The organism is Curtobacterium sp. WHRI 8282, from assembly GCF_040223925.2.
GTDB classification, from domain to species: Bacteria; Actinomycetota; Actinomycetes; order Actinomycetales; family Microbacteriaceae; genus Curtobacterium; species Curtobacterium flaccumfaciens.
This window is the reverse complement of the sequence record NZ_JBEHCD020000002.1, coordinates 251,735-276,294: the sequence shown is the minus strand read 5'-3', so window position 1 is coordinate 276,294 and position 24,560 is coordinate 251,735. Positions and strand designations below refer to the sequence as shown.

The window sequence follows — 24,560 nt, the reverse complement described above, 5'->3', positions numbered from 1 at the left end:
ATGACCAGCGTTCCACGCGTTAGCGCAGCACGGACCGGCCTCGGCCCGGACTTCACGCGGTTCTGGGTGGCGCAAGGCGCCTCGGCCGTCGGCGGGCAGGTGAGCGAACTGGCGGTGCCGTTGCTCGCCGTCGTCGTCCTGCACGCGTCCGCCGGCGAGGTCGGGGTGCTGAACGCAGCGCGGTGGTTCCCGTTCCTCCTGCTCGCGCTGCCCCTCGGCGTCCTGGTCGACCGCCGTCGCCGACGCCCGGTCCTCGTCGTGTCCGACCTCGCCCGTGCCGCCATCACCGTGGTCGTCGTCGTGGTGGCGTTCAGCGGGACGCTGACCCTGCCGGTACTCGTCGTCCTGGTCGGGCTCCTCGGCGCTTTCACCGTCGCGTTCGAGGTGAGCTACCAGTCGTTCCTGCCGACGGTCGCCGGACGCCGGCAGCTCGAACGCGCGAACGGGCGGCTGGAGGCGACGGCGGCGGCGGCCGAGGTCGGCGGCCCAGGACTCGGGGGGCTGCTCGTCCAGGTGCTGTCGGCACCGTGGGCCCTCGCGCTCCACGCCGTGACGTACGTGGTGTCGGCGGTCGCGCTGCTCGGCATCCGGGCACCCGAGGCCCGCCCGACCCCGACCGGACGGAGCGCACTGCGGGACCTCGGCGAGGGCCTGCGGTTCGTCGGTCGCGACCGGTACCTGGTCTCGCTGGTCGGCTTCGCCGGGATCTACAACCTCTTCGCGCAGTGGGTGATGGTGCTCTTCACCGTGCACGCCGTGCGGCAGCTCGGACTGAACGCGGGGCTGCTCGGCCTCGTCTTCAGCCTCGGCGCGATCGGCGCCGTGGTCGGCGCCTCCGCGGCACCGTCGAGTGTCCGCCGGTTCGGTGCCGGGCCCGTCCTGGTCGCCTGCGCCACCGCCGAGTGCGTCGCGCTCGCAGTGCTCCCCCTGATCGATCCGTCGTGGTCGACGCCGGTCACGGTCACCGTCCTGATCGGGGTCTTCGCCGTGAACGGCATGGGGACCTCGCTGTCGAGCGTCGTCGCACTCACGCTCCGTCAGCTGCGTTCGCCGGACCGGGTGCTCGGGCGCGTCAACGCCACGATGCGCTGGCTGTCCTACGGCGTCATCGCGATCGGGGCTGGGCTCGGCGGCCTGGTCGGAGAGCTGCTCGGCACGCGGACCGGCCTCGCCCTGGGGTGCGCGGGGATCTTGCTCACCGTCGTCTGGGTCGTCGCCTCACCGCTCCGCGGCGTCCGCGACCCGGCCGCACTGGCCACCGACCCCGGGGGCGGTCGACGAGCGACGTGAGGGGAGGCATCGGTCGTGCCGACGCCTCCCCGCACTGCCGTCAGACGAGCGACCACTCCACCAGCCGGGGGTCGTCCAGGGTGGCCTCGTGGACCGCGCCGGTGACCGCGATGGTGGCGCGCTCCGTGGCGGTGCCGGGCACGGGGTGCCGGACCGGACCGTCGCCCGAGGCGACGATCCCACCGGCTGCCACCGGGCCTCCCGGCCGGGACGCCGCCGCGTGCGACGCGACCCAGACCTGCACGTCGCCGGGCTCGACCACCTTGCGCATCCGACGGTCGGTGAACGCGAAGCGCTGCACCGGGACACGGAAGCGGACCCGCGCGGACTCCCCCGCGGCGAGCGCGACCCGCGCGTACCCGAGGAGCTGCACCTCGGGCCTGGTGACGCTGCCGTGCACGTCGTGCCCGTAGAGCTGCACGACGTCCTCGCCGTCACGGGACCCGGTGTTCCGGACCGTCACCGACGCGGTGAAGACGCCGTCGGAGCGGACGTCCTGGTCGACGACGAGCTCGTCGTAGGCGAAGTCGGTGTAGCCGAGGCCGAAGCCGAACGGTCGCACCGGCGTCGAGTCGGCGGCGGTGACGTCCGACGGACCGCCGAGCCGCGGGTGCAGGTACGTGAACGGCTGCGCACCGGCGGACCGGGGCAGGGACAGCGGCAGGCGGCCCGAGGGCGAGGCCTCGCCGGTGAGCAGGTCGGCGATCGCCAGCCCGCCGCCCTCCCCCGGGAAGAACGCCTGCACGACCGCGGCCGGACGGGGCTGGTCGCCGTCGAGCGCCCAGCCGATCGCGTACGGCCGGCCGGTGAGCAGCACCATCACGGTGGGGGTCCCGGTCGCGACGACGGCCGCGACCAGCTCGCGCTGCACGCCGGGCAGGTCGAGCGACTCGGTGTCGTTGCCCTCGCCGACCGTGCCGCGGCCGAAGAGTCCGGCCTGGTCGCCGACGACGACCACCGCGACGTCCGAGGCGGAGGCCACGGCGACCGCGTCGGCGAAGCCGGCCCGGTCGTCGCCCGTGACGGCGCAGCCCGCTGCGAAGCGGACCGCCGACGGGCCGAGGGCCCGGGCGACGGCTTCGCGGACGGTCGGGATCGCGAAGCCGAGCGGCAGGTCGGGGTGCGAGGCGAGCACGTGGTTGGCGAACGAGTAGCAGCCCTGCAGGGCCTCGGCTCGGTCGGCGTTCGGGCCGATGACCGCGACCGAGACCCCCGGTGCGAGCGGGAGGACGGGGGTGGCGCGAGCGCTGCCGCCGTCGGCGCTGCCGCTGTCGGCGGTGCCGCTGTCGTTCGACAGCAGCACGAGCGACTTCGCCGCCAGCTGCCGTGCGAGCGCCTGGTGCAGCGGGGTGTCGAGGTCGATCCCGGTGGGGGCGTCCTCGGCGAACGCGTCCGGTTCGAGCAGGCCGAGCCGCTCCTTCTGCCGGAGCACCCGGAGCACGGCGCGGTCGACGAGGGCCTCGTCCACCTGCCCGTTGCGGACCCGCTCGACCAGCGGCGCGAGGTACGCGTCACCGGTCGGGAGCTCGACGTCGATGCCGGCCTCGAGCGCCAGCGCCGCGGCCTCGCCACGGTCGGCGGCGATGCCGTGCATGACCTCGAGGAACGCCACCGAGAAGTAGTCCGCGACGACGGTGCCGTCGAAGCCGAGCCGGTCGCGGAGCAGGTCGGTGAGCAGTTCGCCGTTCGCCGCGACGGGCACGCCGTCGATCTCGGCGTACGAGTTCATGACGCTCCGGGCGCCGCCGTCGCGCAGCGCCATCTCGAACGGCGGCAGGTACACGTCGGCCACCTCGCGGGCCCCGGCGTGCACGGGGGCGTGGTTCCGCCCCGCCTGCGACGCCGAGTACCCGAGGAAGTGCTTCAGGGTCGCGTCGACCCCGGCGGACTGCAACCCGCGCACGTACGCGGTGCCGACCGTACCGACCAGGTACGGGTCCTCGGCGATGCACTCGTCGACCCGGCCCCAGCGGGGGTCACGGATCACGTCGAGCACGGGTGCGAGCCCCTGGTGGACGCCGAGCTGGCGCATGGACGCACCGATCGCGGCGCCGACCTGCTCGACGAGCTCCGGGTCGAACGACGCGCCCCACGCCAGCGGGGTCGGGAACGTCGCGGCCTTCCACGCGGCGAGCCCGGTCAGGCACTCCTCGTGGACGAGTGCCGGGATCCCGAGCCGGGTCTCGCGCTGCAGGCGGCGCTGTTCGGCCCAGAGCCAGGCGGCACGCTCGTCGGGTTCGACGGGACGGGTGCCGTAGACGCGGGTGAACTGCCCGATGCCGTCGCGGGTGATGTCCGCCAGGGCGCTGCCCTGCTGCACGGCCGCCATCTCGCCCTGCATGGGGGCGACGACGCCGTTCTGGTCGAGCCAGTAGCCGACGAGCTGCGCGACCTTCTCGTCGAGGGTCATCACGGCGAGCAGGGCGTCGGCGCGGGGTCCGGCGGTGGTCGCGGTCGCGTCCGTCGCGGTCGCGTCCGTCGCGCTGTCGGCCTGGAGGCGCGGGTCGCGTCCGGCGGTCTGCGTCGCGTCCGTCGCGGTCACCCCTTCACCGCCCCGGTCAGGCCACCGACGATGCGGCGCTGGAAGATCGTGAAGAACACGAGCGCCGGGATCATCGACATCGAGGTGAACGCGAGCACCTTGGCGGTGTCGACGGAGTACTGCGACGAGAACGACTGGACCCCGAGCGGCAGCGTGTACGCGGCCTCGTTGTTCAGGATGAACAGCGGCAGGATGTAGCTGTTCCAGCTGGCGATGAACGCCAGGATGCCGACCGTGACGACGCCGGGCAGCGACAGCGGCACGACCATCCGGAAGAAGAACCCGAGACGGCTCGCTCCGTCGATCGACGCGGCCTCCTCGAGCTCGTCGGGGATCGCCCGCAGGAACGGCACCAGGATGATGACGGTGGTCGGCAGCGCGAACGCGATCTGCGGCAGGATCACGCCGGCCAGGCTGTTCGTCAGACCGAGGTCCTTGACGAGCAGGTACAGCGGGGTGATCGCGACGGTGATCGGGAACATCAGACCAGCGGCGAACAGGGCGTAGAGCGCCCCGCGGCCGGCGAACCGGTAGCGGGCGAGCACGAAGCTCACCATCAGCCCGAGCACGACGACCCCGAGGGTGGTCGTGACGGCGCTGATCGTGGAGTTGCCGAGCTGCTGCCAGAAGATGCCGCTGGACAGCACGGACCCGTAGTTGCCGAACTCGAACGGTGCCGGCAGTCCGGCGGGGCTCGTGGTGATCTGCGAGTTGGTCCGGAAGCCGCCCAGCACGATGTAGAGCACGGGTGCCAGGTTGGCGGCGACGAACAGGATCGCGACGACGTAGGTCAGCGGGTTCGCGCGTCCGATCGCGGCACTGGACCGGCGCTCCCGCACGGCCCGGCGCCCGGGGGCGACGATGCTCGTGGTGGCCATCAGTTCTTCCTCTCGGTGAGTGCACCCGCGGTGTCGCGGCGGAGCACGAAGCGCTGGTAGATCAGGGCGACCACGAGCGAGATCACGAACATCACGACCGCTACGGCGCTGCCGAAGCCGAAGTTGCCCGAGGTCCGGCCGTTGGCGACCATGTACGTCGCCATCGTCGAGGTGCCCGCGGTCGACGCGATGTACTGCCCCCAGATGATGTAGACGAGGTCGAACAGCTGCAGCGAGCCGATGATCGACAGGAACGCCCAGATGCGGATGGTCGGACCGAGCAGCGGCAGCGTGATGCGACGCTGGATCTGCCAGTAGCCGGCGCCGTCGATGGCGGCGGCCTCGAACAGTTCCTCGGGGATGCTCTGCAGGCCGGCGAGGAACAGGATCACCGCGAAGCCGATGTACTTCCACGAGATGATCACGAGCAGCGTCCAGATGGCGATGTCGGGGTTCGACAGCCAGTCCGCACGGAGGCCGCCGAGGCCGATGCTCTGGAACAGGTCGTTCACGGCGCCGTTCGACTGGAGCATCAGGCTCCACCCGGTGCCGACGATCACCTCGGAGATGACGTACGGCACGAAGACGAGCACGCGGACGAGTCCTCGGCCGTGCATCTTCTGGTTGAGCAGCAGTGCGAGCACGATCGCGATCGGCCCCTGCAGCACCAGCGAGAGCACGACGATGAAGCCGTTGTGCATCAGGACCGCGTGGAACGCCTTGTCCTGGAAGATGATCAGGTAGTTCTGCAGCCCGACGAAGTCGGTGGGCGGGCCGTAGCCCTGCCACTTGAAGAACCCGTAGTAGGCGGCGAGCGCCACGGGCAGGATCACGAACGTGACGAAGACGATGACCGCGGGTCCGGCGAGGACCGCGATCTCGACGCGCTTCCGCCAGTCCGCGATGCGGCGCTTGGTCCGCCGACCGGCGGGGAGCGGCGAACCGCTCCCCGCCGGGGACGTCCCCGCGGCCGTGTCCGACCCGGTGGTCGGAGTCGTACCGAGCGAGGTGTCGAGGGTCATGCTCAGCCCTTGGCCGCAGCCTGGTTGGTGGTCTCGACGATGTCCTTCGCGCTGCCCTTGTCGGCGAGCAGGTCGACGACGCTGGTGTTCAGCGCGTTGCCGACGTTCTGGCCGTACAGGGTGTCGAGGTACTGCGAGACGAACGGGGCCTCCTGGTAGGCGGCCAGGGCCGTCTTCAGGTAGTCCGAGTCGACGACCGACTGGGCTTCCTTGTTCACCGGGATGGCGTTGAAGGCCTTGTAGTAGCCCTCCTGGTTGTCCTTCTGCACGATGAAGTTCAGGAAGTCGGTGCACGCCTTCTTCGGGGCCTGCGCCGAGCAGGAGTTGCCGTCGACGCCACCCATCATCGACTTCGGGTCACCCTTGCCACCGTCGATCGCGGGGAACGGGAACCAGCCGAGGTCGGGCAGCGGCTTGGCGTCCGGCGTCAGCGACGCGATCACGCCCGGGTCCCACGCACCCATGAGCTCCATGGCCGCCTTGTGGTTGGCGAGGAGACCGGCGGAGCTGCCGGCGCCCTGCTGTGCTGCGGTGGTCAGGAAGCCGTTGTTGAAGGGCTTGGTGGCGTTGAAGTCCTCGAGCTGCTCGCCGGCCTTCGTCCAGCAGGCGTTGTCGAACTTCAGCGACTTCGCCGTGTCCTCGAGGGTCTTCTGGCTGCACTCGCGGAGCGCGAAGTTGTAGTACCAGTGGGCGGCCGGCCAGGCGTCCTTCGCGCCGACTGCGACCGGGTCGATGTCCTTGGCCTTGAGCTTCGTGATCGCGTCGTTCAGCTCGTCCATGGTCGTGGGCGTGCCCTCGATGCCGGCTTCCTTGAACAGGTCCTTCGAATACCAGATGCCCTCGGGGAGCACCGCGCCCGGCATGGCGTAGGTCTTGCCGTCCTTCTCGTACCCGGCGAACGTGCCCGCGCTGATGGACTTCTTCGCGTCGGCGCTGATGGAGTCGGAGATGTCCATGAGCTGCCCGGCAGCGATCATCGCGTCCATCTTGCCGCCGCCGCGCTGCAGGAACACGTCGGGGGCGTCGCCGGAGTTGAGGGCGGTCTGGAGCTTGCCGTCCAGGTCCTCGTTCTGGATCGCCTGGGTCTTGATGGTGACGTTCGGGTACTTCTCCTCGAACGCCTTGACCGTCGAGGCCCAGTAGGCCTTGCCCGGTCCGGTGGTCGAGTTGTGCCAGAAGGTCATCGTGACCTTCCCGCCGTCCTCGGAGGCATCGCTGCCCGCCGAGCACCCACTGGCCACCAGTGCTGTGGCCCCGATCAGCGCGATGGCTGCCGCGGCACGGATCTTCCTCGTCATCGTGGAACTCCTGAAGTGTCGTCGTTGACATGCGCGACATCGACTGCCGCTGCGGAGAGCATGCCTGCTGCTCCAGGTCGATGTCAATCGATATCGATAACGTTTTCTTTACCGATCGCATGGTGCCGCAGCGGTACGGTGTGCACATGGACTCGGCACTCGGCGCGCGTCCCGGTGCCGGCCGGGTGACGATCGGCGACGTGGCGCGGGTGGCCGGGGTCTCGATCCCGACGGTGTCCAAGGTGATCAACCAGCGCGACGGGGTCGCACCCGCCACGATGCTCCGCGTGCAGCAGGTGGTCGACGACCTGGGGTACGAGACCTCGCTGGTCGCCCGGAGCCTGCGGAGTTCGCGGACCGGGGTCGTCGGCATCCTGGTGCCCGAGTTCGAGCCGTTCTCGACCGAGCTGCTCCGCGGCATCTCGCGGGCGGCCACCGGCACCGGCTACGAGCTCCTCGCCTACGCCGGCCTGATGACCGGCGCCGACCGACCCGGGTGGGAGCGCCGGTCGCTTTCCCGCCTGTCCGGCACCCTGATCGACGGCGCGATCGTCGTCACCCCGACCACGGCACTGTCGAGCTCGTCGATCCCCGTCGTGGCGATCGACCCGCACACCGGGCCGGAGGGGCACTCCACCGTCGACGCCGACAACGAGGCCGGCGCGGTGCAGGCGGTCGAACACCTGCTCGCACTCGGACACACCCGCATCGCGCACCTGCAGGGACGCGCCGACCTGGCCTCCGCCCAGCTGCGCGCCGCCGGGTACCGCTCGGCACTGACGGCCGCGGGCATCACGGTCGACGAGTGCCTGCTGCGTGACGGCGGCTACCAGGAGGACCAGTCCGCGGCCGTCGCCCGCGAGCTCCTGACCCTCGCCGACCGCCCCACCGCGGTGTTCGCCGCGAACGACTCGTCGGCGATCGGCGTGCTCCGCGCCGCGGCCGAGGTCGGGCTCCGCGTCCCCCAGGACCTGTCCGTCGTGGGCTTCGACGACGTGCCGCAGGCGTCCACCACGACCCCGCCGCTCACCACGGTGTCGCAGCCGCTCGCCGAGCTCGGGTCGCACGCCGTGCAGATGCTCCTGACGATGCTCCGTGGCGAACCGACCACGGACCACGTCCGGCTCCCCACGACCCTGCGGGTGCGGGCGAGCACGGGCCCCGCGCCGAGGCCGGCGTCCGGCCGCTGAGCACCCGCCGCCGTCAGCGCCGCAGGGTCTGCTTCGGGTACTCGCCGAACCGGGCCGCGTACGCCGCCGAGAACCGGCCGAGGTGGGCGAACCCCCACCGTCGGGCGACGTCGCCGACGACCCCGGCCTGCGGGTCGAGCTCGAGCAGTTCCCCACGCACGCGGTCGAGCCGGACCTCGCGCAGGTAGGTCAGCGGCGACACGTCGAAGACCCGGCGGAACGACTCCTGCACCGACCGCACGCTCAGGCCGGCGACCTCGGACAGCTCCTGGACCGTGACGGGCTCGGCGGCGTGCGCGTGGATGTACTCCACCGCCGCCCGCAGCCGGGCGTTCCGGGGCAGGCCGAGCACCGCGGGCAGGTCGTCGGCCTGCGGCGGGAAGGTGTCCAGGAACGCGGTGGCGGCCGACCGCTTGGCCTCGTGCCACGCGTCGGAGTCGGGTCCCTCGGCGCGCAGGGCCCGGGACAGCGCCACGAGCGCCCCCTGCCAGCGCTCGGCGGTCTCCGGTTCGGGCATGCGGGTCGGGTCGAACCGCAGTGGTGCCGCTTCGACCTCCAGGCGTTCGAACGCGACGCGGTGCACGTACTCCCGCCCGAAGTGCACCAGCCGCTGGTCGTGGTCCTCAGCCGTGAACACGAAGTCTTCCTCGGGCGGCAGGAGCACGGGGACGTCCCGGCGCAACTCCATCCGGACGCGCCCGGAGTCCAGGTGCGCGGTCCCGCTGGTGATCCACGTCACCACGTAGTCGGCACCGACGGGCACCGAGCCGCGCACGGCACCGCGGAGCTGCGAACGCCGGATGCTCACGTCGGAGTCCCCGACGGCCGTGTACCGGTACGAGAAGTCGTCGTCGAGGCGCCGGACGGACCACCGATCGGCGCCGTGGACGGCGGCGAGGTCGCGCTCGGCCGAGTCCGGGTCCCCGCCGGAGACCTCGAAACGGACCGGTTCCCCGGCGCGTGCAGCGGACTGTGGAGTCGGGACGGGGTCAGCCACGGTGCCCCGAATCCGTCATCGCCACCTGCACCGTTCCACGCTCCGCGTTATGTGGATACGCTGGGGCGGTGACTGCGGCGTATCGTGACCCGGACGAGACCCGTGCGAAGGGGGCATTGTCGTGAGCGATGTCGACCTGGACGCGGCGCTGACCCGGCTCGAGGCCGCGGTCTCCGAACTGCGCGGTCGACTGCGCGACGAGCTCGGCGTCTCCGGCGGCGACCTGACGCTGCTGCAGTTCGTCTCGCGCGCCGAGGAAGCGGGCCGGACGGTGCGCGTGAAGGACCTGTCGAAGCACCTGGGGCTCACCGGCCCGGCGATCACCGGCATGGTGGACCGACTCGAGCACAGCGGACACATCAGCCGTGTCCCCAACCCCGACGACGGCCGCAGCCGGTACATCGAGCTGACCGATGCTGCCCGCCGCGACTACGCGCGCGCGATGGACGGCACGAACAAGCACCTGCACGACCTGATGGCCTCCTTCTCGGAACGGGAGCGGGCCAGGTTCGTGCGGATCATCGACCGCATCGTCGCAGCCGTCGATCTCGGCGCACCGAGCCCCTGACGGCAGGGTACGGGCGGTCAGGACGCCGCCCGGACGAATGTCCAGCATGCGCAGCTAGGTAAGTTCCCTACCTATCTCCGCATGCCGGACACCGGTCACCCCTTGACGGCTCCGGAGGTCAGGCCGGACACGATCGAGCGGCGGAACACGAGCACCAGGATGACGATCGGCACCGTCGCAGCGACGCTCGCGGCGAAGATCTGCGCGAACGGCACCGTGAACTGCGTCCCGAAGAGCGCGATGCCGACCGGGATCGTCCGGAACGAGTTCTCGCTGTTGAAGGTCAGTGCCATCAGGAACTCGCTCCACGACGCCGTGAAGGTGAAGACGCCGACCGTGAACAGGCCCGGCTTCGCCATCGGCAGGATCACCGACAGCACGGTCCGCCACGCCCCGGCGCCGTCGATCTCGGACGCCTCCTCGATCGTCGACGGGATCCCCTGCAGGTAGTTCCGCATGATCCAGATGGCGAACGGCAGGTTGAAGGCCACGTACGGCACGATCAGGCCCGGGTACGAGTTGAGCAGCCCGAGGTTGCGCTCGAGCAGGTACAGCGGCGTCAGCACCGCGATCGCGGGGAACACCGACAGCATGAGCAGCGAGGTCATGATCGCCGTGCGCCCCCGGATGAACCGGCCGGCCAGGGCGTACCCGGCGAGGAACGCCAGCGCGAGCACGATCACCGTGGTCGACACCGACACGATGACGCTGTTCACCATGTACTGGCCGAGCGCGTTGTCGCGGAAGGCCACCACGAAGTTGTCGAATGTGAACGACTGCGGCCAGACGGTGGGCGGCGACTGCCCGATCTCGGACGCCGGCTTGAGCGACGTCGTGACGAGCCAGTAGAGCGGCAGTGCGGTGAGCACCGCGATGACGACACCGCTGACGTTGACGGTGTTGACCCACTTCCGCCAGCCCTTGCGCACACGTTGACGGGGCATCAGTCGTCCCCTCCCTTCGCCTGGTTCCGGAACGCCCGGAGGAACAGCAGACACCCCGCCGCGACGATGACCGCGGTGGAGGTCGCGATCGCCGCGCCCGGTCCGATGTTGATGTCCTGGAAGAGCACCTTGTAGCCCATGATCGCGAGCGACTGGGTGGCGGTGCCCGGGCCGCCGTTCGTCAGCACGAACGGCAGGTCGAAGACGCCGAACGCCTGCAGGATGCGGAACAGCACCGCGATCGTCAGGGTCGGGGTGAGCTGCGGCAGCACCACGCGCCAGAACGTCTGCCAGGTGCTCGCGCCGTCGAGCTCGGCGGCCTCGTAGTGGTCCTCCGAGATCTGCACGAGCCCCGCGAGCAGGATGATCGCGACGAACGGCGTCGTCTTCCAGATGTCTGCGACCATCAGCCCGGTGATCGCGGGCACCGGTTCGCCGAGGATCACCGGGGCGTCCCCGAACAACCCGAAGAACCACGTCGCGACGCCGTAGGTGCTGTCGTAGATGTACTTCCACAGCTGCGCGTTCACGATGGTCACGAGCGACCACGGGATGAGCATGAGCGCGAGCATCCAGCCGCGGGTGGCCCCGAGGCGTTCGAGCACCAGCGCGACGAGCATGCCGAGCACGAGCTCGACCGACACCGTCACCACCGTGTAGAGCACCGTGAAGCCGAGCGCCCGGTACCAGTCGGCGCTCTGCAGCAGGGCCGCGTAGTTGTCGAACCCGAACGACTGGATCGTGAAGCCCTCGTACCCGACCTCGACGTCCGCGAAGCTCAGGACGACCGAGTACACGACCGGGAAGATCGTCACCGCCGCGACCACCAGCAGCGCCGGGGCTGCGAAGCCCCACGCGCCCCGCGAGCGGATGCGGTCGAGACGCGACCGCCCCGTCGGCCGGGGCGGCGGATCGACGCGACCCGTGCCTCCAGGCCGTGCCGGTCGTGTCGCCGTGCCGGCGCTCACAGCGCCGCTCCCTGCAGGGCGAGCGAGATGGCGGAGGCCATCGCGCTGGTGCCGCCGTCGACGGATGCCTGCCCGCCGAGGATGCTGTTGCCGTTCTGGTAGACGCCCTGCGAGACCTTCGGGTAGTAGGCGGTCGAGGTCGGACGGGGCACGAGCGTGATGCCCGCCGCCGTGTCGTAGGTCGGGCGCTCCTGGCGCTTCGCGTCCGCGCTGACGAGGCTCGCCGACCGGGCCGGCAGGACCCCGCCCTCACGGGTCAGGAACTGCTGCGCGGTCTCGCTCGACATCCAGCGCGCGAAGGTCAGTGCCGCAGCGGGTTCCTGGGTGTGCGGGTTGATGTAGTTCCCCCACCCGCCGATCGTCGAGTGGTGCTCGTCCATGCCGTCGAACGTCGGCCGGGCGGCGAGACCCACCTTGCCGGCGACCCGGCTGTCCGGGCCGTTCGCGATCCCCCACGCGTACGACCAGTTGCGCAGGAACGCCGCGCGGCCGCCGGAGAAGGCGTCGTTCGTGTCCTGCTCCTGGTACGTCAGGGTGGCCCGTGGCGACGCTCCCGACGTCACCAGCGAGCGCATGAACTCGAATGCCCGCTTCGTCTCCGAGCTGGTCGTCTCGGGCTTCGTCAGGTCGTCGTTGAGCAGCGACCCGCCGGCGTCGGCGACGAACTCGGTGACGTTGCAGGTCAGTCCCTCGTAGACGTCGCCCTGGAACGCGAACCCGTACGACACGTCGCCGGTGTCGACGAGCTTCGCGGCGGTCTCGCGCACTTCCTCCCACGACCCCGGCACCTGCAGGGAGTGCTTCGCGAGCAGGTCCTTCCGGTACAGGAAGAACGACTCGTCGATGTACAGCGGGAACATGTAGTAGGTCCCGTCGACGCTCGCTGCCAGCCGCAGGCCCTCGGGGAACTGGTCGAAGAAGTCCTCGCCGACGAGCTGGTCCACGGGGGTCGCGAGCTTGTTCTTCGCGAACTGCCCGGGCCAGGCGACGTCACCGAGGTAGACGTCCGGCGTGCTGCTGCCGGCCGCGATCTGGGTCGTCAGGCTGGTGCGGTTCGTGTCGGTGTCGCTCGGGGCGCTGACGATCCGGACCCGGATGTTCGGGTGCTCCTTCTGGAACTCCGCTATGAGCCTCCGCCGCAGGTCACCGCCGTCCTTCGAGGCGACTTGCCCGGCCCACCAGCTGATCGTCGCCTCGCCCTCGGGCGGTTCGGTGGGCCAGTCCTCGACCCGCGTGCGCTCGGGTCGGGTGGAGCAGCCGGCGAGCAGCAGCACCCCCGCTCCCCCGAGCATGAACGTCCTCCGGTCGATTGCCATCCGTCCTCCTCGACGTGTGGTGCTGCGAACCTGTACGTCCACACAACCAGGCGGAGCCTGGTCTGTCCGCCAGGGGGGAGGTGGCGGCGCGGCCGCGCCGCGCACCTTTCGTGGTGGACGACACCTCACGCGCCCGGGGAGCCGTGGACTGTCGCTCAGCCCGAAAACGGGCCGGCGGCGGCCTGGAGGCGCGTGGCGGGGCCGACCCGCGCCTCCAGGCCGGCAGGGGGTCAGGCGGGGGCGGGGGCCGTCGAGTCGGCCAGGTGCAGGGCGCACGGGATGAGCGTGTGCGTGCGCTCGGTGCTGCCGCCCTCGAGGCGGTCGACCAGCGACTCGACCGCCAGGCGGCCGAGCTCTGGACCGGGGGCATTGAGCGTTGTGAGCACCGGCTCGGTCGCGGCGCCGGCACCGTCGGAGGACACGATCGCGATGACCGAGACGTCCTCGGGGACCCGGCGCCCGCCGGCCCGCAACCCGCTGACGAGCCCGAAGTTCGAGTCGTCCTTCATGATGATCGCGGCCGTGACGTCGGGGTCGTGCGCCAGCAGGTCCGCCGCCGCACGACGCCCGCCCTCGGCCGAGGCGCCGGCGGCGACCACGGTGCCGATCAGACCGCGGCGCTCGATGCCGGCGTGGAACGCCGCCTCGGAGCGGACCTTCGGCCCGTAGTCGGCCATCGTGGTGCCGTCGAGGTCCTCGACCACGAGCCCGATCCGACGGTGCCCGAGCCCCGTGAGGTGGTCGAGGGCGTCCTCGACGGTGCGCTCGAAGTCGATGTCGACGTACGAGATGCCCGAGGGGTCGGCGGTGCGGCCGATCGCGACGAACGGGACCTCGAGCTCGGTCAGACGCGCGATCCGGGGGTCGTGCATCGTGACCTCCATCACCACGACCCCGTCGGCGAGACCGCCCGAGATGAGGTCCTGCACGTCGTCCGCCGTCGTCACCGCCGGCCAGAGCACCAGGTGGTACCCGAGCTCCGAGGCGCGGCTCGCGGCACTCGTGAAGAACTGCAGCGCGGTCTGGCCGAGCCGGTGCTCGAGCACCGGGAACACGAGCGCGAGGATCCGGGTGCGGCGCGACGCCAGTGCCCGGGCGACCACGTTGTTCCGGTAGCCCAGCTCGCGCATCGCCGCCGTGACCCGGGCACGGGTGTCGGCGGACACGCGCTTGTTCCCGTTCACGACGAAGGACACCGTCGCGATCGAGACGCCCGCCCGGTCGGCGACCTGCTGCATCGTCGCCATGCCGCTCCCTCACCCTGTTCCGCTCACTGTAGCGGGGGCGGTGCCCGAGAAAGTTCGTCTAAGCGCTTTACCATCTAACCGCTTCGATGCTAACTTCGACCCCACTCGGGACGCGACGGAGCGGTTCTGGTCCGGTCGTCCCCGATCCACGAGCGACACGTTCGACTCGTGTCCGGCAACCATCCAGAGAAGAGCGAAGCAATGAAGCCTCGACACCGCAGGACGCCTCAGGTCCTCAGCGCGGTCGCCATGCTGGCGACCGTCCCCCTCGTCCTCGCCGGCTGTTCCGGCGGCTCGTCCGCGAGCTCCGGCGGCAAGGTGGACTCCATCACCGTGCTCGACTACTACAACCAGGGCAACGACAAGAAGGTCATCGGCGAGTACCTCGACAAGTGCGGGGCCGAGAACGACGTCACCATCAAGCGCAGCCTGGTGCCCGGCTCGTCGCTCATCCAGAAGGTCCTGCAGCAGGCGTCGTCGAAGACCCTGCCGGACGTCCTGATGCTCGACAACCCGGACCTGCAGCAGATCGCCGAGACGGGTGCGCTGTCGCCACTGTCCGACTACGACATCTCGACCGACGGCTACGCCAAGGGCGTGCTGCAGGCCGGGACCTACGAGGACAAGGTCTACGGCCTCGCCCCCACCGTGAACACCATCGCGCTCTTCTACAACAAGAAGGTGCTGTCCGAGGCCGGTGTCACCCCGCCGAAGACGTGGGACGAGCTGCAGTCCGCCGCGGCGAAGCTCACCAAGGGCGACCAGTACGGGTTCGCCGTCGACGCCAACGCCACGTACGAGGGCACCTGGCAGTTCCTGCCGTTCATGTGGTCGAACGGCGGCGACGAGAAGGACATCGCGACCCCGGAGACCGAGGAAGCACTGTCGCTCTGGAAGAGCCTGGTCGACGACGGCTCGATGTCGAAGAGCGTCGTGAACTGGACCCAGGCCGACGTGAACGACCAGTTCATGGCCGGCAAGGCCGCGATGATGATCAACGGCCCGTGGCAGATCCCCGGTCTGAAGGAGTCGAAGGTCGACTACGGGATCGCCCAGATCCCCGTGCAGGCCGCCAGCGACAAGGCCGTGGCCCCGCTCGGTGGCGAGGTCTGGACCGTCCCGAACACCGGAGACAAGGCGAAGCAGGCCGTCGCGGCGAAGATCGTCGACTGCATGAACAGCGACGCGAACCAGCTCGCGATGGCGAAGCTGCGGTACACGATCCCCTCGAAGACCGACGTCGCGCAGCAGTTCGGCAAGGACGTCCCAGAGGAGCAGGTGTTCGTCGACCTCGTCGCCGACGCCCGCGCCCGCACCGGCGAGCTCGGTGCCGACTGGCCCAAGGCCGCGACGAAGATCTACACGGCCGTGCAGTCGGCGCTGACCGGGCAGGACTCCCCGGCCGACGCCCTGCAGAACGCGCAGTCGAGCAACTGAGCATGACGAGCACCGCGACCCCCGTCGCCCCACGGCGGGCCGCCGGGAACGGAGCACCCGCTCCGTCCCGGCGGACCCGCCCGGGCCGCTCGCTGCGCTTCGAACGGATCGCGCAGCTGCTGTTCCTGCTGCCGGCCGTCCTGTTCCTGCTGCTGTTCTTCGGCTACCCCGTGGTCAAGAACATCGTCATGAGCTTCCAGGCGTACACGACGTCGACGTTCTACACGGGCGAGGCACCGTGGGTCGGCCTGGCGAACTACGCCTCGGTCGTGTCGTCCCAGCTGTTCGGCACGGCGATGCTCAACACCGCGCTGTTCACGATCGGGTCGATCGTCGGCCAGTTCGTCCTCGGCCTGCTGCTCGCCCTGTTCTTCCGACGGAACTTCCCGCTGTCCGGCCTCCTGCGCTCGCTGCTCCTGCTGCCCTGGCTGCTGCCGCTCATCGTCTCGAGCGCGGTCTGGAAGTGGATGCTCGACCAGGACTCGGGCGTCGTCAACCAGTTCCTCGGCACCTTCGGCATCCCGTCGGTCCCGTGGCTGACGAGCCCCGCCGTGGCGCTCATCACCGTCATCGCGGTGAACATCTGGATCGGGATCCCCTTCAACACCACGATCCTGTACGGCGGTCTGCAGGACATCCCCACCGAGCTGTACGAGGCAGCGGCACTCGACGGCGCGACCGGGTGGAAGGCCTTCTGGGCGATCACCTGGCCGATGCTCCGCCCCGTCGTGAGCGTCACGCTCGTGCTCGGCGTCGTCTACACGATCAAGGTGCTCGACATCATCCTCGGGTTGACGAACGGCGGGCCGGCGAACGCCACCCAGACCATCGCGACCCAGTCCTACGACCTGTCCTTCAAGCAGTTCGACTTCGGGCAGGGCGCCGCGCTGAGCAACATCCTCATCGTGATCTCCGCCCTGTTCGCGATCGTCTACCTCCGCCTCAACAGGAAGGCCGTCGATGACTGACGCAGCGTCCACCAACGACGTCCTCCGGACCCGCGCGGTGGTCACCCGCGGCACCCGGCGACCCGTCCGCCCCACGAGCGCGAAGCAGTGGGTGCTGTCCGGCGTCGGGATCCTGATCCTCGCCGTGATGCTGTTCCCCGTCTACTGGATGATCAACATCTCCCTGCAGCCGGCCGGTTCCGCGATCGAGGCCGCCTGGTTCCCGATCAACGCGCAGCTCGGCGGCTACGCGCAGGCCATCGCCGACCAGGGCGGCGCACTGGTCACGAGCCTGGCGATCGCCCTGGGCAGCGTCGTCGTCAGCCTGCTCATCGCGACGCCGGCGTCGTACGCGCTCGCCCAGTTCAAGGTCAAGGGCATCAACGCGGTGCTGTTCGGCATCCTCATCTCGCAGATGATCCCGGGCATCGTCGTCGCGAACGCCCTGTACGCGGCGTACAACGACCTCGGCCTGCTCAACACCGTGCCGGGGCTGATCCTGGCCGACAGCACCGCGGGCGTGCCCTTCGCGATCCTGATCATGCGGGCGTTCATGCAGAACATCCCGCCGTCGATCATCGAGGCCGCCAAGGTCGACGGTGCCGGCAACTTCCGGGCCTTCCGCTCGGTCGTCGTGCCGATCAGCGCCAACGCCCTGATCACCGCCGGGCTGTTCACGTTCCTGTTCACCTGGAGCGACTTCCTGTTCGCCCTGACCCTCACCACCACCGAGGACGTCCGGCCGATCACGCTCGGCATCTACAACTACATCGGCACCTTCACCGCCGACTGGTCGACCGTCATGGCCGCCGCGGTGATGGCCTCGATCCCCGCCATCGTGCTGCTGCTCGTGGCGCAGAAGTTCATCGCCGCCGGGGCCACCGGCGGCGCAGTCAAGTGACCGGGTCTCACCACCCCCGAAAGGCACACACCATGACCAGCACCCCGCTCCGCATCACCGTCTGGGGCGAGAACGTCCACGAACAGGTCGAGCAGCACGTCGCCGAGCGGTACCCCGACGGCATGCACGGCGCGATCGCGGACGGCATCCGCGAGCACCTGCCCGAGGCCGTCGTCCGGACCGCCACCATGCAGGAGCCCGAGCACGGCCTCACCGACGAGGTCCTCGCGAACACCGACGTCCTCACCTGGTGGGGGCACGCCGCACACCAGGACGTCGACGACGCCGTGGTCGACCGGGTGCACCGGCACGTGCTCTCCGGCATGGGGCTGCTCGTCCTGCACTCCGGCCACTGGTCGAAGATCTTCGGCAAGCTGATGGGCACCACGTGCACCCTCCGCTGGCGCAGCGAGCACGACCAGGAGCTCGTCTGGACCGTCAACCCGCAGCACCCGATCACCCGCGGGGTGCCGAACCCGATCGTCATCCCCGAGCAGGAGATGTACGGCGAGTACTTCGACGTCCCGACACCCGACGAGCTCGTGTTCATCTCGGGCTTCACCGGCGGCGAGGTGTTCCGGAGCGGCATGACGTACCGCCGCGGCCTCGGGAAGATCTTCTACTTCTCCCCCGGTGACCAGGACTTCCCCGTCTACCACCACCCGGACGTCCGCCGCGTGATCGCGAACGGCGCCGAGTGGGCCCGGCCCGAGCGGGAGCGGGAGATCCCGACGCTCCGCCGCTACGACCTGGGCGAGTACTTCGACGGGCAGCACTACCGCGGCCCGTTCGACGACGCCGAGCCCGAGCCCGCCGAGCCCGAGACCGCCGAGCCGGCGGCCAGCGCGCCGACGGCCAGCGAGCCGGCGGCCGAGCGCGACGGGGCGCAGGCGTGAGCCCCCTCCGCGTCCTGCAGGTCGGCGCCGGCGGGATGGGGCGGGCCTGGCTCGCCACCGTCGCCGCCGACCCCGAGGTCGAGCTGGTCGGCATCGTCGACCTCGACCTCGACGCCGCCCGCGCCGGGGCCGAGCACGCCGGCGACCCGTCGATCCCGGTCGGCACGGACCTGACCGTGCTGGCCGCCGAGACCGATGCCGAGGCCGTCCTCGACATCACCGTGCCGGTCGCGCACCACCCGGTCACCCTGCAGGCGCTCCGGGCCGGGCTCCCCGTGCTCGGCGAGAAACCGGCCGCCCAGACCGTCGCCGAGGCGCTGTCGCTCGCCGCTGCCGCCGAGGCCACCGGCAAGCTGTTCATGGTGTCGCAGTCCCGCCGCTACAACGACCAGCTCGTCGCGTTCCGGCAGCACGTCCGCGACCTCGGTGCCGTGGGCGGGCTGAGCACCCGGTTCGCGAAGGCGCCGCACTTCGGTGGCTTCCGCGAGGAGATGGACGACGTCCTGCTGCTCGACATGGCCATCCACGCCTTCGACTCCGCCCGGTACGTGCTCGAACGCGACCCGGTGTCGGTGTACTGCGAGTCGTGGAACCCGTCGTGGTCCTGGTACCGGGGTGACGCGGCCGCCGCAGCCGTCTTCACGTTCGAGGACGACGTCCGCTACGTCTACGACGGCTCGTGGTGCGCGCCGGGTGCCGAGACCTCGTGGAACGGCGACTGGCGTGCCTCCGGAGCGGCCGGCACGGCACTCTGGGACGGCGACCACGACCCCTCGAGCGACCTCGACGGCACCCCCGGTTCCCCTGCCGCTGCGCCGTCGGTCGGGCACGAGATCGCCGGGTCGCTGGCGTCCTTCGTCCGGGCGGTCCGCTCCGGCGAGGTGCCGGACGGCGAGGTGCACGGCAACGTGATGAGCCTCACGATGGTCGACGCGGCCATCACCTCGGCCCGCAGCGGGCGCCGGGTCGTCATCGACGAGGTGCTCGAACAGGCGCACCGGGACGCCCTGGCCGCCGAGCAGGACGACGCGATCCGCGACCGTCTGGCCGGGTGGGAGTCGGTCCGCGGCGCCCTGCGCGAGCGGCTGCCTGCGTCCTGAGACGTGAGCGCATGACGGACAGGAGGCCCGTGGCGACGCCGCCACGGGCCTCCTGTCCGTCCGTGCGCGCGATCAGCGCGGGATGACGGAGAACAGGAACTTCTTGCGGACCATGTACCAGGCCAGCAGGATCAGCGCCGTGTGCACCACGAAACCGATCCAGAAGTCCCCCCACGGCACACCGGGGATCGACGCGATCGCCAGGGCGAAGAACACCTGCCAGACGAAGACGTACAGGCTCGCCTGCCCGAGCGGGATCCAGAGCCAGCCGATGGCTGCGGCGATGGGCTTCCAGAACACCGTGAGGATCGCGTAGGACACGACCGCGAAGAACGCGACGTCCACCAGGCGGCCCCACTGCAGGTCCACCCGCTGGTACGCCGTGTTGTACAGGGACTCGTACATCGTCGCCGGGAACGGCACCGGGGTGAACCCGAAGTGGTCGCCGGCCCACACGTAGACCAGGAACGCCGCGTACCCGCCGACGGCGACGCCGACCAGGACCTTGCCGAGGCGCCCGGTGAGCGCGCCGACGATCTGCCGCCGGTAGTACCCGAGCACGAGCCCGTGGGTGAACACCACCTGCCAGGTGAACAGGGGGAACACCGCCTCGAACTGGGAGTTCAGCGGACGGAAGTCGGGGTTGAGCGCCTGGAACACGTACAGCGCCCAGCTGGCGGCGAGGAGCGCCCACCAGAACCCGCGGCGGATCACCCAGATGAACACCGGGATGAACAGGCTCAGCACCACGAACAGGCCCATGATGTTGAACGGCCACGGCCCCATCTCGAGCAGCAGGAACTGCCGGATCGCGTACCAGGGCGGCGGGTAGGCGAGCAGCTGCATCGCGTTCGGGTACAGGTCGTAGACCCGGCCCTCGGCATCGACACCGCCGGTGCCCGTGCCGCGGTCGGTGAACGTGGTGATGGCGTCGGTGTTCAGGAACGGGACGAAGCTCAGCGCGAAGACCACCAGGATCACCACGAGCGTGACGACGTACTGCTTGCGCGCACGCTTCCACGCCCCGATGGCCGCCGCCCACTCGCCGAACTTCTTCACGGCGAACGGGTACGTCATGCCGAGGACCATGCCGGACAGGAACACGAACATCTCGGCGCCGGTGATCGCACCGACGGCGTGCAGCGTGAGGTACGAGTACGGCCCGCCGATCTCGATGTGGGTGATCACGACGGCGAGGATGATGAACCCGCGGAACAGGTCGAGCCGCAGGTCACGCCCGGGCTTGCCGTCGTCGGGGTAGCGCCAGCTCGGCAGGAGCCGGCCGAACACCCCGCTCAGCAGGAAGACGATCGCCAGGCCGGCGGCCAGCCAGACGATCCACGCCATCTGCTCGCCGCCGGTCTCGTACTCCTGGGAGATCGCGGCGTTGCCCTGCTGCACGGTCACGCGGTCGGTGACCGGACCGAAGGCGAAGTCCCCGGACCGCTCGAGGTCGGTGCGGAAGGACTCCGCGACGCCCGGGTCCGCGGTGAGTCGCCAGTCGGCCACGCGGTTGCCGGCCTCGGGTTCGCGTCGCTCGGCCTCGAGCACGGTCATGCCCCGGATCAGCGGACGCTCCTGCACCGCGGCGAGCACCTGCCGCCACCAGCTCCGCTTGACCTGGAGCTCGGCGTCGCCCTGCAGCTCGCGGTTGTACAGGGCACCGGTGTCGAGGAGCATCGGGCGGTCGTCGGCGGCCGCGAACCGGTCGTAGAACGTGCCCGACTGGGGTTGGTCGTACCCCCAGTCCTCGTCGAACCGGGACTCGACCTCACCGCTGCGGGTGAGCGGCACGGCGCGACCGGCGGCCTCCGTCGGGTCGCCCTTGCCGTACGAGAACATCGACAGCCCGACCCAGTCGACCGCTTCCGCCCCCGGCCAGTACGGCCCGTACGGGTCGTCGGCGCCGGTGAGCTGTCCGTCGCCGTTCGTGTCCGCCTTGGCGACGTCGACCGGGGACAGGTTCCGCAGCCGCCCGGCGGACTCGCCGAACGGGTAGCCGGCACCGTACCCGGGCGACCACACCATGAGCGCGTCCGACGTGCCCGCGTGCACGGTCGTCCCGAGCGCCCGGAACGCCCGGACGAACTCCGTCGGCTGCTGGCCCCAGCGGACCCACGTGCCGTTCATCTGCGGTGCGAACCGGACGAGCACCTGGGTGTCGTACTGGTCGTGCAGGTCCTCGAACACGGTGTTGACGGCGCGGGTGTCCGCGGTGTCGAGCGACCGCAGTTCGCGGTCGGGTTCGAGGCTCACGACGAGCACCGCCCCCTGGGTCGCCGCCGCCCGCGCCGAGCGGAGGAGCTCCTGCTTCGCCGTGCGGTCGAGCGGGTAGTCGACGGAGACCCCGTACATCGACGGCGTCGCGCCGAGCCGCCCCTCGTACCCTTCGGGCGAGTCGCTGGCCCAGTCGAGGTCGGGGCCGAACCACGTCGACCCCTCGGCCGGCTGCACGGCGGCGGCCGGGTGCACGGACGCAGCCGACGCCGGCAGCGCACCACCGAGCAGGAGCGTGGCGATCGTGACGAGGAGGGCGACCGCGCGGGCCACCGGCTTCTTCACCGGTCGCACGCTAGCGTCCAGACGTTGTGGCCGGGCTCGTGCCGGTGCTCCAACCGGTCGAGCGCCGCGATGGCGAGTGCGAGACCCCGCCCGCTCTCCTGTTCGACGTCGGCCATGGTGACGGCACTCAGGTCGATGTCGACGGGCATCCCGTTGTCGGTCAGCACCGCCGTCAGGGCCCGGTCGGTGGCCTCGAGGTGCACGGAGTACCGGCGCCCGGTCCCCCGGTCGGCGCGGACGGTGTGCTCGACGATGTTCGCGGCGACCTCGGCCAGGGCGGTCTCGAGCGCGAAGCGGAGCCGCACGTCGTCGATGCCCAGGCCGTCCCACCACGCGGCGAAGCGGTCCTGCACCTCGTCGAGGGAGTCCGGCGTCGCGGCGACCTCGAACGTGGTCTCGGTGCTCACAGGGGGCCTCCGGCGGTGCTCGACTCGTGTTCGGACTGGGCTGGGGTGGCCGGGCCGCGGTACCGGACGGCCCGGATCACGATGCTGAAGATGAACAGGTCGAAGACGACCCACGCGGTGTTCACGAGCGGCGCGATCCCCTCGGCCTGGCCGGTCAGGTAGCGGATGCCGATCATGACCAGCGCGGCCACCAGGGCACCCATCGCGTACAGCTGCGGCTTGACCAGATCCCAACGCGGCTTCTGCTCGGTCTCGTCGCGCACCTTCGGGGTGACGCGGAACCCGAGCGGCTTGCCCCGGTAGACGTTCTGGAAGGCGCTGGTCACCGACTCGATCCAGATCGGGAAGAGTGCGAGCGAGTACTGCTGCCCGCGCCAGGTCGGTCTGCCGGCGGCAACCACCCAGAACAGCAGCTGGTTGAAGACCAGGAACGGGATGAGCCGGGCGAAGAAGTCGACGCTGTAGGCCTGCACGGGGATGACCCCGAACGACAGGCAGAGCACCGGGGCGGCGATGTAGACGATCGCGGCGAACCCGGACAGGTAGCTCCACATCGTCGAGAAGTACATGAGCCGCTGCCCCCACGACAGCCCCTTCTGCACCAGGGGGTTCTCGCGGAAGAACACCTGCATGGTGCCCTGCGCCCAGCGGAGTCGCTGCACGAGCATCGTCGGCAGGTCCTCGGGGGCCAGGCCCTTCGCCAGGATCTCGTCGTGGTAGGCCGACTTCCAGCCGAGGCCGTGCAGGCGCATGGCGGTGGCCATGTCCTCGGTCACCGAGATCGTCGCCAGCGGCATGATCGGCTGCGCCTCGTCGTCACGGTTCACGTCGAGGGCACGGGCGAGCACCGCGATGGACTCGATGGCGGCGACCGGTGAGGCCTCGCGCCGGCCGAGCACGTCGAGGGCGGCGTCGTCGAGACCGGCGAAGGTGTTGGCGTCGGTGGACATCGCCGCGAGCTCCTGCAGGTCGTTCCGCACGGACTCGAGGTCGGCGGCGGCGAACCGGAACGCGATGGCGTCGATCCCCCGCTGGAACGCGTACGTCACGTCGCCGAGCGGCTCACCGGCGCGCACCTGCTCGCGCGCCTGGTCCACCACGGCCTCGGCGTCGTCGAGGGCGGCGAGCACGCGCGGGTCGGTCTCGATCTCGCGGGAGCGGGCGAGGAGCTTGCGCGAGGTGGCGAGGGTGCGCTGCACGGACGCCTCGACCTCGGCCACGTAGCGCGAGATGCCGAGCTGCATGAGCGCTTCGCGCCGCAGGATGGCGTTCGACCCGCAGAAGAACGCGGCGTTCCAGCCGTCCTTCGACTGCTGGATCGGACCGTAGAACAGCGGCGCCTGGCTGCCGAGGGGGTCGTCGTCCGGCACGTTCTCGAACCACTGCGGCGTCTGCACGAGCGCCATCCGCGGGTCCTTGAAGTACCCGAGGGTGCGGTCGAGGATCGCCGGGTCGGGCACCTGGTCGGCGTCGAGGATGAGCAGGAACTCGCCCTGCGTCGCGAGCAGGGCGTTGTTGAGGTTGCCGGCCTTGGCGTGCCGGGGCCGGTCCACCCAGTCGGCGCCGCGCGTGATGACGCCGATGCCGAGCGCCTCGGCCGCCGCACGCATCTCGGGGCGGTTGCCGTCGTCGAGGATCCAGGTGGTGTGCGGGTGCGTGATCGCCTTCGCCGCCCGGGCGGTGCGCTCGACCAGGTCGATCGGCTCGTTGTAGGTCGTGATGAAGACGTCGACGGTGACGTCGGTGGACGGCTTCGTCGGTGGTTCGCCGCGCTCTCGGAGCCGCCAGGCCCCGAGGGCGAAGAGCAGGGAGTCGATGACGCTGTAGGTCTCGGCGAGGATCAGCGGCACCGCGATCCACCACGAGTGCCAGTTCACCGAGGCCGCCCAGCGCCACACGATGTAGTTGACACCGGCGAGGGAGGCCAGGAGCGCCACCGTCCGCACGGCCACCAGGCGTCGGCGGGCGGTGCCGGTGGTCAGGCGGCGGCGGTCCTGTCGGCTGACGTCGAGCGCGGTCACCGGGTCTCCCCGTCCGCGGCGTCGCCGGA

General features: G+C 70.5%; 20 protein-coding genes. 8 read left to right on the top strand and 12 right to left on the bottom strand.

Features of this window, described 5'->3' with window-relative positions:
- Entirely contained in the window at positions 1 to 1,290 is a 1,290-nt protein-coding gene (locus ABRP24_RS07660; RefSeq protein ID WP_301599958.1) for an MFS transporter, read from the top strand.
- Positions 1,291 to 1,330: 40 nt separating this feature from the next.
- Here the strand turns inward: ABRP24_RS07660 and ABRP24_RS07655 are convergent, their stop codons facing one another.
- Genes ABRP24_RS07655 through ABRP24_RS07640 form a run of 4 tightly spaced genes read right to left on the bottom strand, consistent with a single transcriptional unit; the run spans position 1,331 to position 7,030 of the window.
- Entirely contained in the window at positions 1,331 to 3,832 is a 2,502-nt protein-coding gene (locus tag ABRP24_RS07655; RefSeq protein ID WP_371836737.1) for a glycoside hydrolase family 3 N-terminal domain-containing protein, read from the bottom strand.
- The gene (locus tag ABRP24_RS07650) at positions 3,829 to 4,710 is read right to left on the bottom strand and encodes a carbohydrate ABC transporter permease (protein ID WP_017886791.1); all 882 of its coding nucleotides are present in this window, start codon (positions 4,708 to 4,710) and stop codon (positions 3,829 to 3,831) included. The genes ABRP24_RS07655 and ABRP24_RS07650 overlap by 4 nt, the downstream gene beginning before the upstream one ends.
- Positions 4,710 to 5,732, bottom strand: coding sequence for a carbohydrate ABC transporter permease (locus ABRP24_RS07645; protein ID WP_027464452.1), 1,023 nt, complete (start codon positions 5,730 to 5,732; stop codon positions 4,710 to 4,712). The genes ABRP24_RS07650 and ABRP24_RS07645 overlap by 1 nt, the downstream gene beginning before the upstream one ends.
- A 2-nt stretch (positions 5,733 to 5,734) precedes the next feature.
- Entirely contained in the window at positions 5,735 to 7,030 is a 1,296-nt protein-coding gene (locus ABRP24_RS07640) for an ABC transporter substrate-binding protein (protein WP_027464451.1), read from the bottom strand.
- Positions 7,031 to 7,176: 146 nt separating this feature from the next.
- Here ABRP24_RS07640 and ABRP24_RS07635 point away from each other — a divergent pair, with 146 nt between their 5' ends.
- Entirely contained in the window at positions 7,177 to 8,220 is a 1,044-nt protein-coding gene (locus tag ABRP24_RS07635) for a LacI family DNA-binding transcriptional regulator (RefSeq protein ID WP_185974119.1), read from the top strand.
- Between the two features lie 13 nt (positions 8,221 to 8,233).
- Here the strand turns inward: ABRP24_RS07635 and ABRP24_RS07630 are convergent, their stop codons facing one another.
- Entirely contained in the window at positions 8,234 to 9,217 is a 984-nt protein-coding gene (locus ABRP24_RS07630) for a helix-turn-helix domain-containing protein (protein WP_138802655.1), read from the bottom strand.
- Positions 9,218 to 9,338: 121 nt separating this feature from the next.
- On the opposite strand from ABRP24_RS07630, the gene ABRP24_RS07625 reads away from it, so the two are divergent.
- Positions 9,339 to 9,785: a MarR family winged helix-turn-helix transcriptional regulator gene (locus ABRP24_RS07625; RefSeq protein WP_071245956.1), complete on the top strand. Its 447-nt coding sequence runs from the start codon at positions 9,339 to 9,341 to the stop codon at positions 9,783 to 9,785.
- Positions 9,786 to 9,880: 95 nt separating this feature from the next.
- Here the strand turns inward: ABRP24_RS07625 and ABRP24_RS07620 are convergent, their stop codons facing one another.
- The 4 genes from ABRP24_RS07620 to ABRP24_RS07605 all read right to left on the bottom strand — a co-directional run bounded on the left by ABRP24_RS07620 (position 9,881) and on the right by ABRP24_RS07605 (position 14,260).
- Entirely contained in the window at positions 9,881 to 10,729 is an 849-nt protein-coding gene (locus tag ABRP24_RS07620; protein ID WP_027464448.1) for a carbohydrate ABC transporter permease, read from the bottom strand.
- Positions 10,729 to 11,697, bottom strand: a complete 969-nt coding sequence (locus ABRP24_RS07615) for a carbohydrate ABC transporter permease (RefSeq protein WP_171907805.1) — start codon at positions 11,695 to 11,697, stop codon at positions 10,729 to 10,731. Before ABRP24_RS07615 ends, ABRP24_RS07620 begins: the two co-directional genes overlap by 1 nt.
- Positions 11,694 to 13,013, bottom strand: coding sequence for an ABC transporter substrate-binding protein (locus tag ABRP24_RS07610; RefSeq protein ID WP_349849788.1), 1,320 nt, complete (start codon positions 13,011 to 13,013; stop codon positions 11,694 to 11,696). Before ABRP24_RS07610 ends, ABRP24_RS07615 begins: the two co-directional genes overlap by 4 nt.
- A 230-nt stretch (positions 13,014 to 13,243) precedes the next feature.
- The gene (locus ABRP24_RS07605) at positions 13,244 to 14,260 is read right to left on the bottom strand and encodes a LacI family DNA-binding transcriptional regulator (RefSeq protein ID WP_232536592.1); all 1,017 of its coding nucleotides are present in this window, start codon (positions 14,258 to 14,260) and stop codon (positions 13,244 to 13,246) included.
- Positions 14,261 to 14,461: 201 nt separating this feature from the next.
- On the opposite strand from ABRP24_RS07605, the gene ABRP24_RS07600 reads away from it, so the two are divergent.
- The 5 genes from ABRP24_RS07600 to ABRP24_RS07580 are packed head-to-tail and all read left to right on the top strand — an operon-like array spanning position 14,462 to position 19,541.
- Positions 14,462 to 15,697, top strand: coding sequence for an ABC transporter substrate-binding protein (locus ABRP24_RS07600; RefSeq protein ID WP_349849791.1), 1,236 nt, complete (start codon positions 14,462 to 14,464; stop codon positions 15,695 to 15,697).
- Positions 15,698 to 15,699: 2 nt separating this feature from the next.
- Positions 15,700 to 16,665, top strand: a complete 966-nt coding sequence (locus tag ABRP24_RS07595; protein ID WP_349849793.1) for a sugar ABC transporter permease — start codon at positions 15,700 to 15,702, stop codon at positions 16,663 to 16,665.
- The gene (locus ABRP24_RS07590) at positions 16,658 to 17,545 is read left to right on the top strand and encodes a carbohydrate ABC transporter permease (RefSeq protein ID WP_371836736.1); all 888 of its coding nucleotides are present in this window, start codon (positions 16,658 to 16,660) and stop codon (positions 17,543 to 17,545) included. Before ABRP24_RS07595 ends, ABRP24_RS07590 begins: the two co-directional genes overlap by 8 nt.
- 32 nt (positions 17,546 to 17,577) lie before the next feature.
- Positions 17,578 to 18,441, top strand: a complete 864-nt coding sequence (locus ABRP24_RS07585) for a ThuA domain-containing protein (protein ID WP_349849795.1) — start codon at positions 17,578 to 17,580, stop codon at positions 18,439 to 18,441.
- Positions 18,438 to 19,541, top strand: a complete 1,104-nt coding sequence (locus ABRP24_RS07580; protein ID WP_349849797.1) for a Gfo/Idh/MocA family oxidoreductase — start codon at positions 18,438 to 18,440, stop codon at positions 19,539 to 19,541. The genes ABRP24_RS07585 and ABRP24_RS07580 overlap by 4 nt, the downstream gene beginning before the upstream one ends.
- A 72-nt stretch (positions 19,542 to 19,613) precedes the next feature.
- On the opposite strand, the gene opgC is transcribed toward ABRP24_RS07580, so the two are convergent.
- Genes opgC through ABRP24_RS07565 form a run of 3 tightly spaced genes read right to left on the bottom strand, consistent with a single transcriptional unit; the run spans position 19,614 to position 24,462 of the window.
- Positions 19,614 to 22,103 carry an OpgC domain-containing protein gene (gene opgC, locus ABRP24_RS07575; RefSeq protein WP_349849799.1) on the bottom strand — a complete coding sequence of 830 codons (2,490 nt, stop codon included), beginning with the start codon at positions 22,101 to 22,103 and terminating at the stop codon, positions 19,614 to 19,616.
- Positions 22,100 to 22,510, bottom strand: coding sequence for an ATP-binding protein (locus ABRP24_RS07570; protein ID WP_051596482.1), 411 nt, complete (start codon positions 22,508 to 22,510; stop codon positions 22,100 to 22,102). Before ABRP24_RS07570 ends, opgC begins: the two co-directional genes overlap by 4 nt.
- Positions 22,507 to 24,462 (bottom strand): glycosyltransferase, encoded by a 1,956-nt coding sequence (locus tag ABRP24_RS07565; RefSeq protein WP_349849823.1) that lies wholly within the window; start codon positions 24,460 to 24,462, stop codon positions 22,507 to 22,509. The genes ABRP24_RS07570 and ABRP24_RS07565 overlap by 4 nt, the downstream gene beginning before the upstream one ends.
- Positions 24,463 to 24,560: the final 98 nt, after the last annotated feature.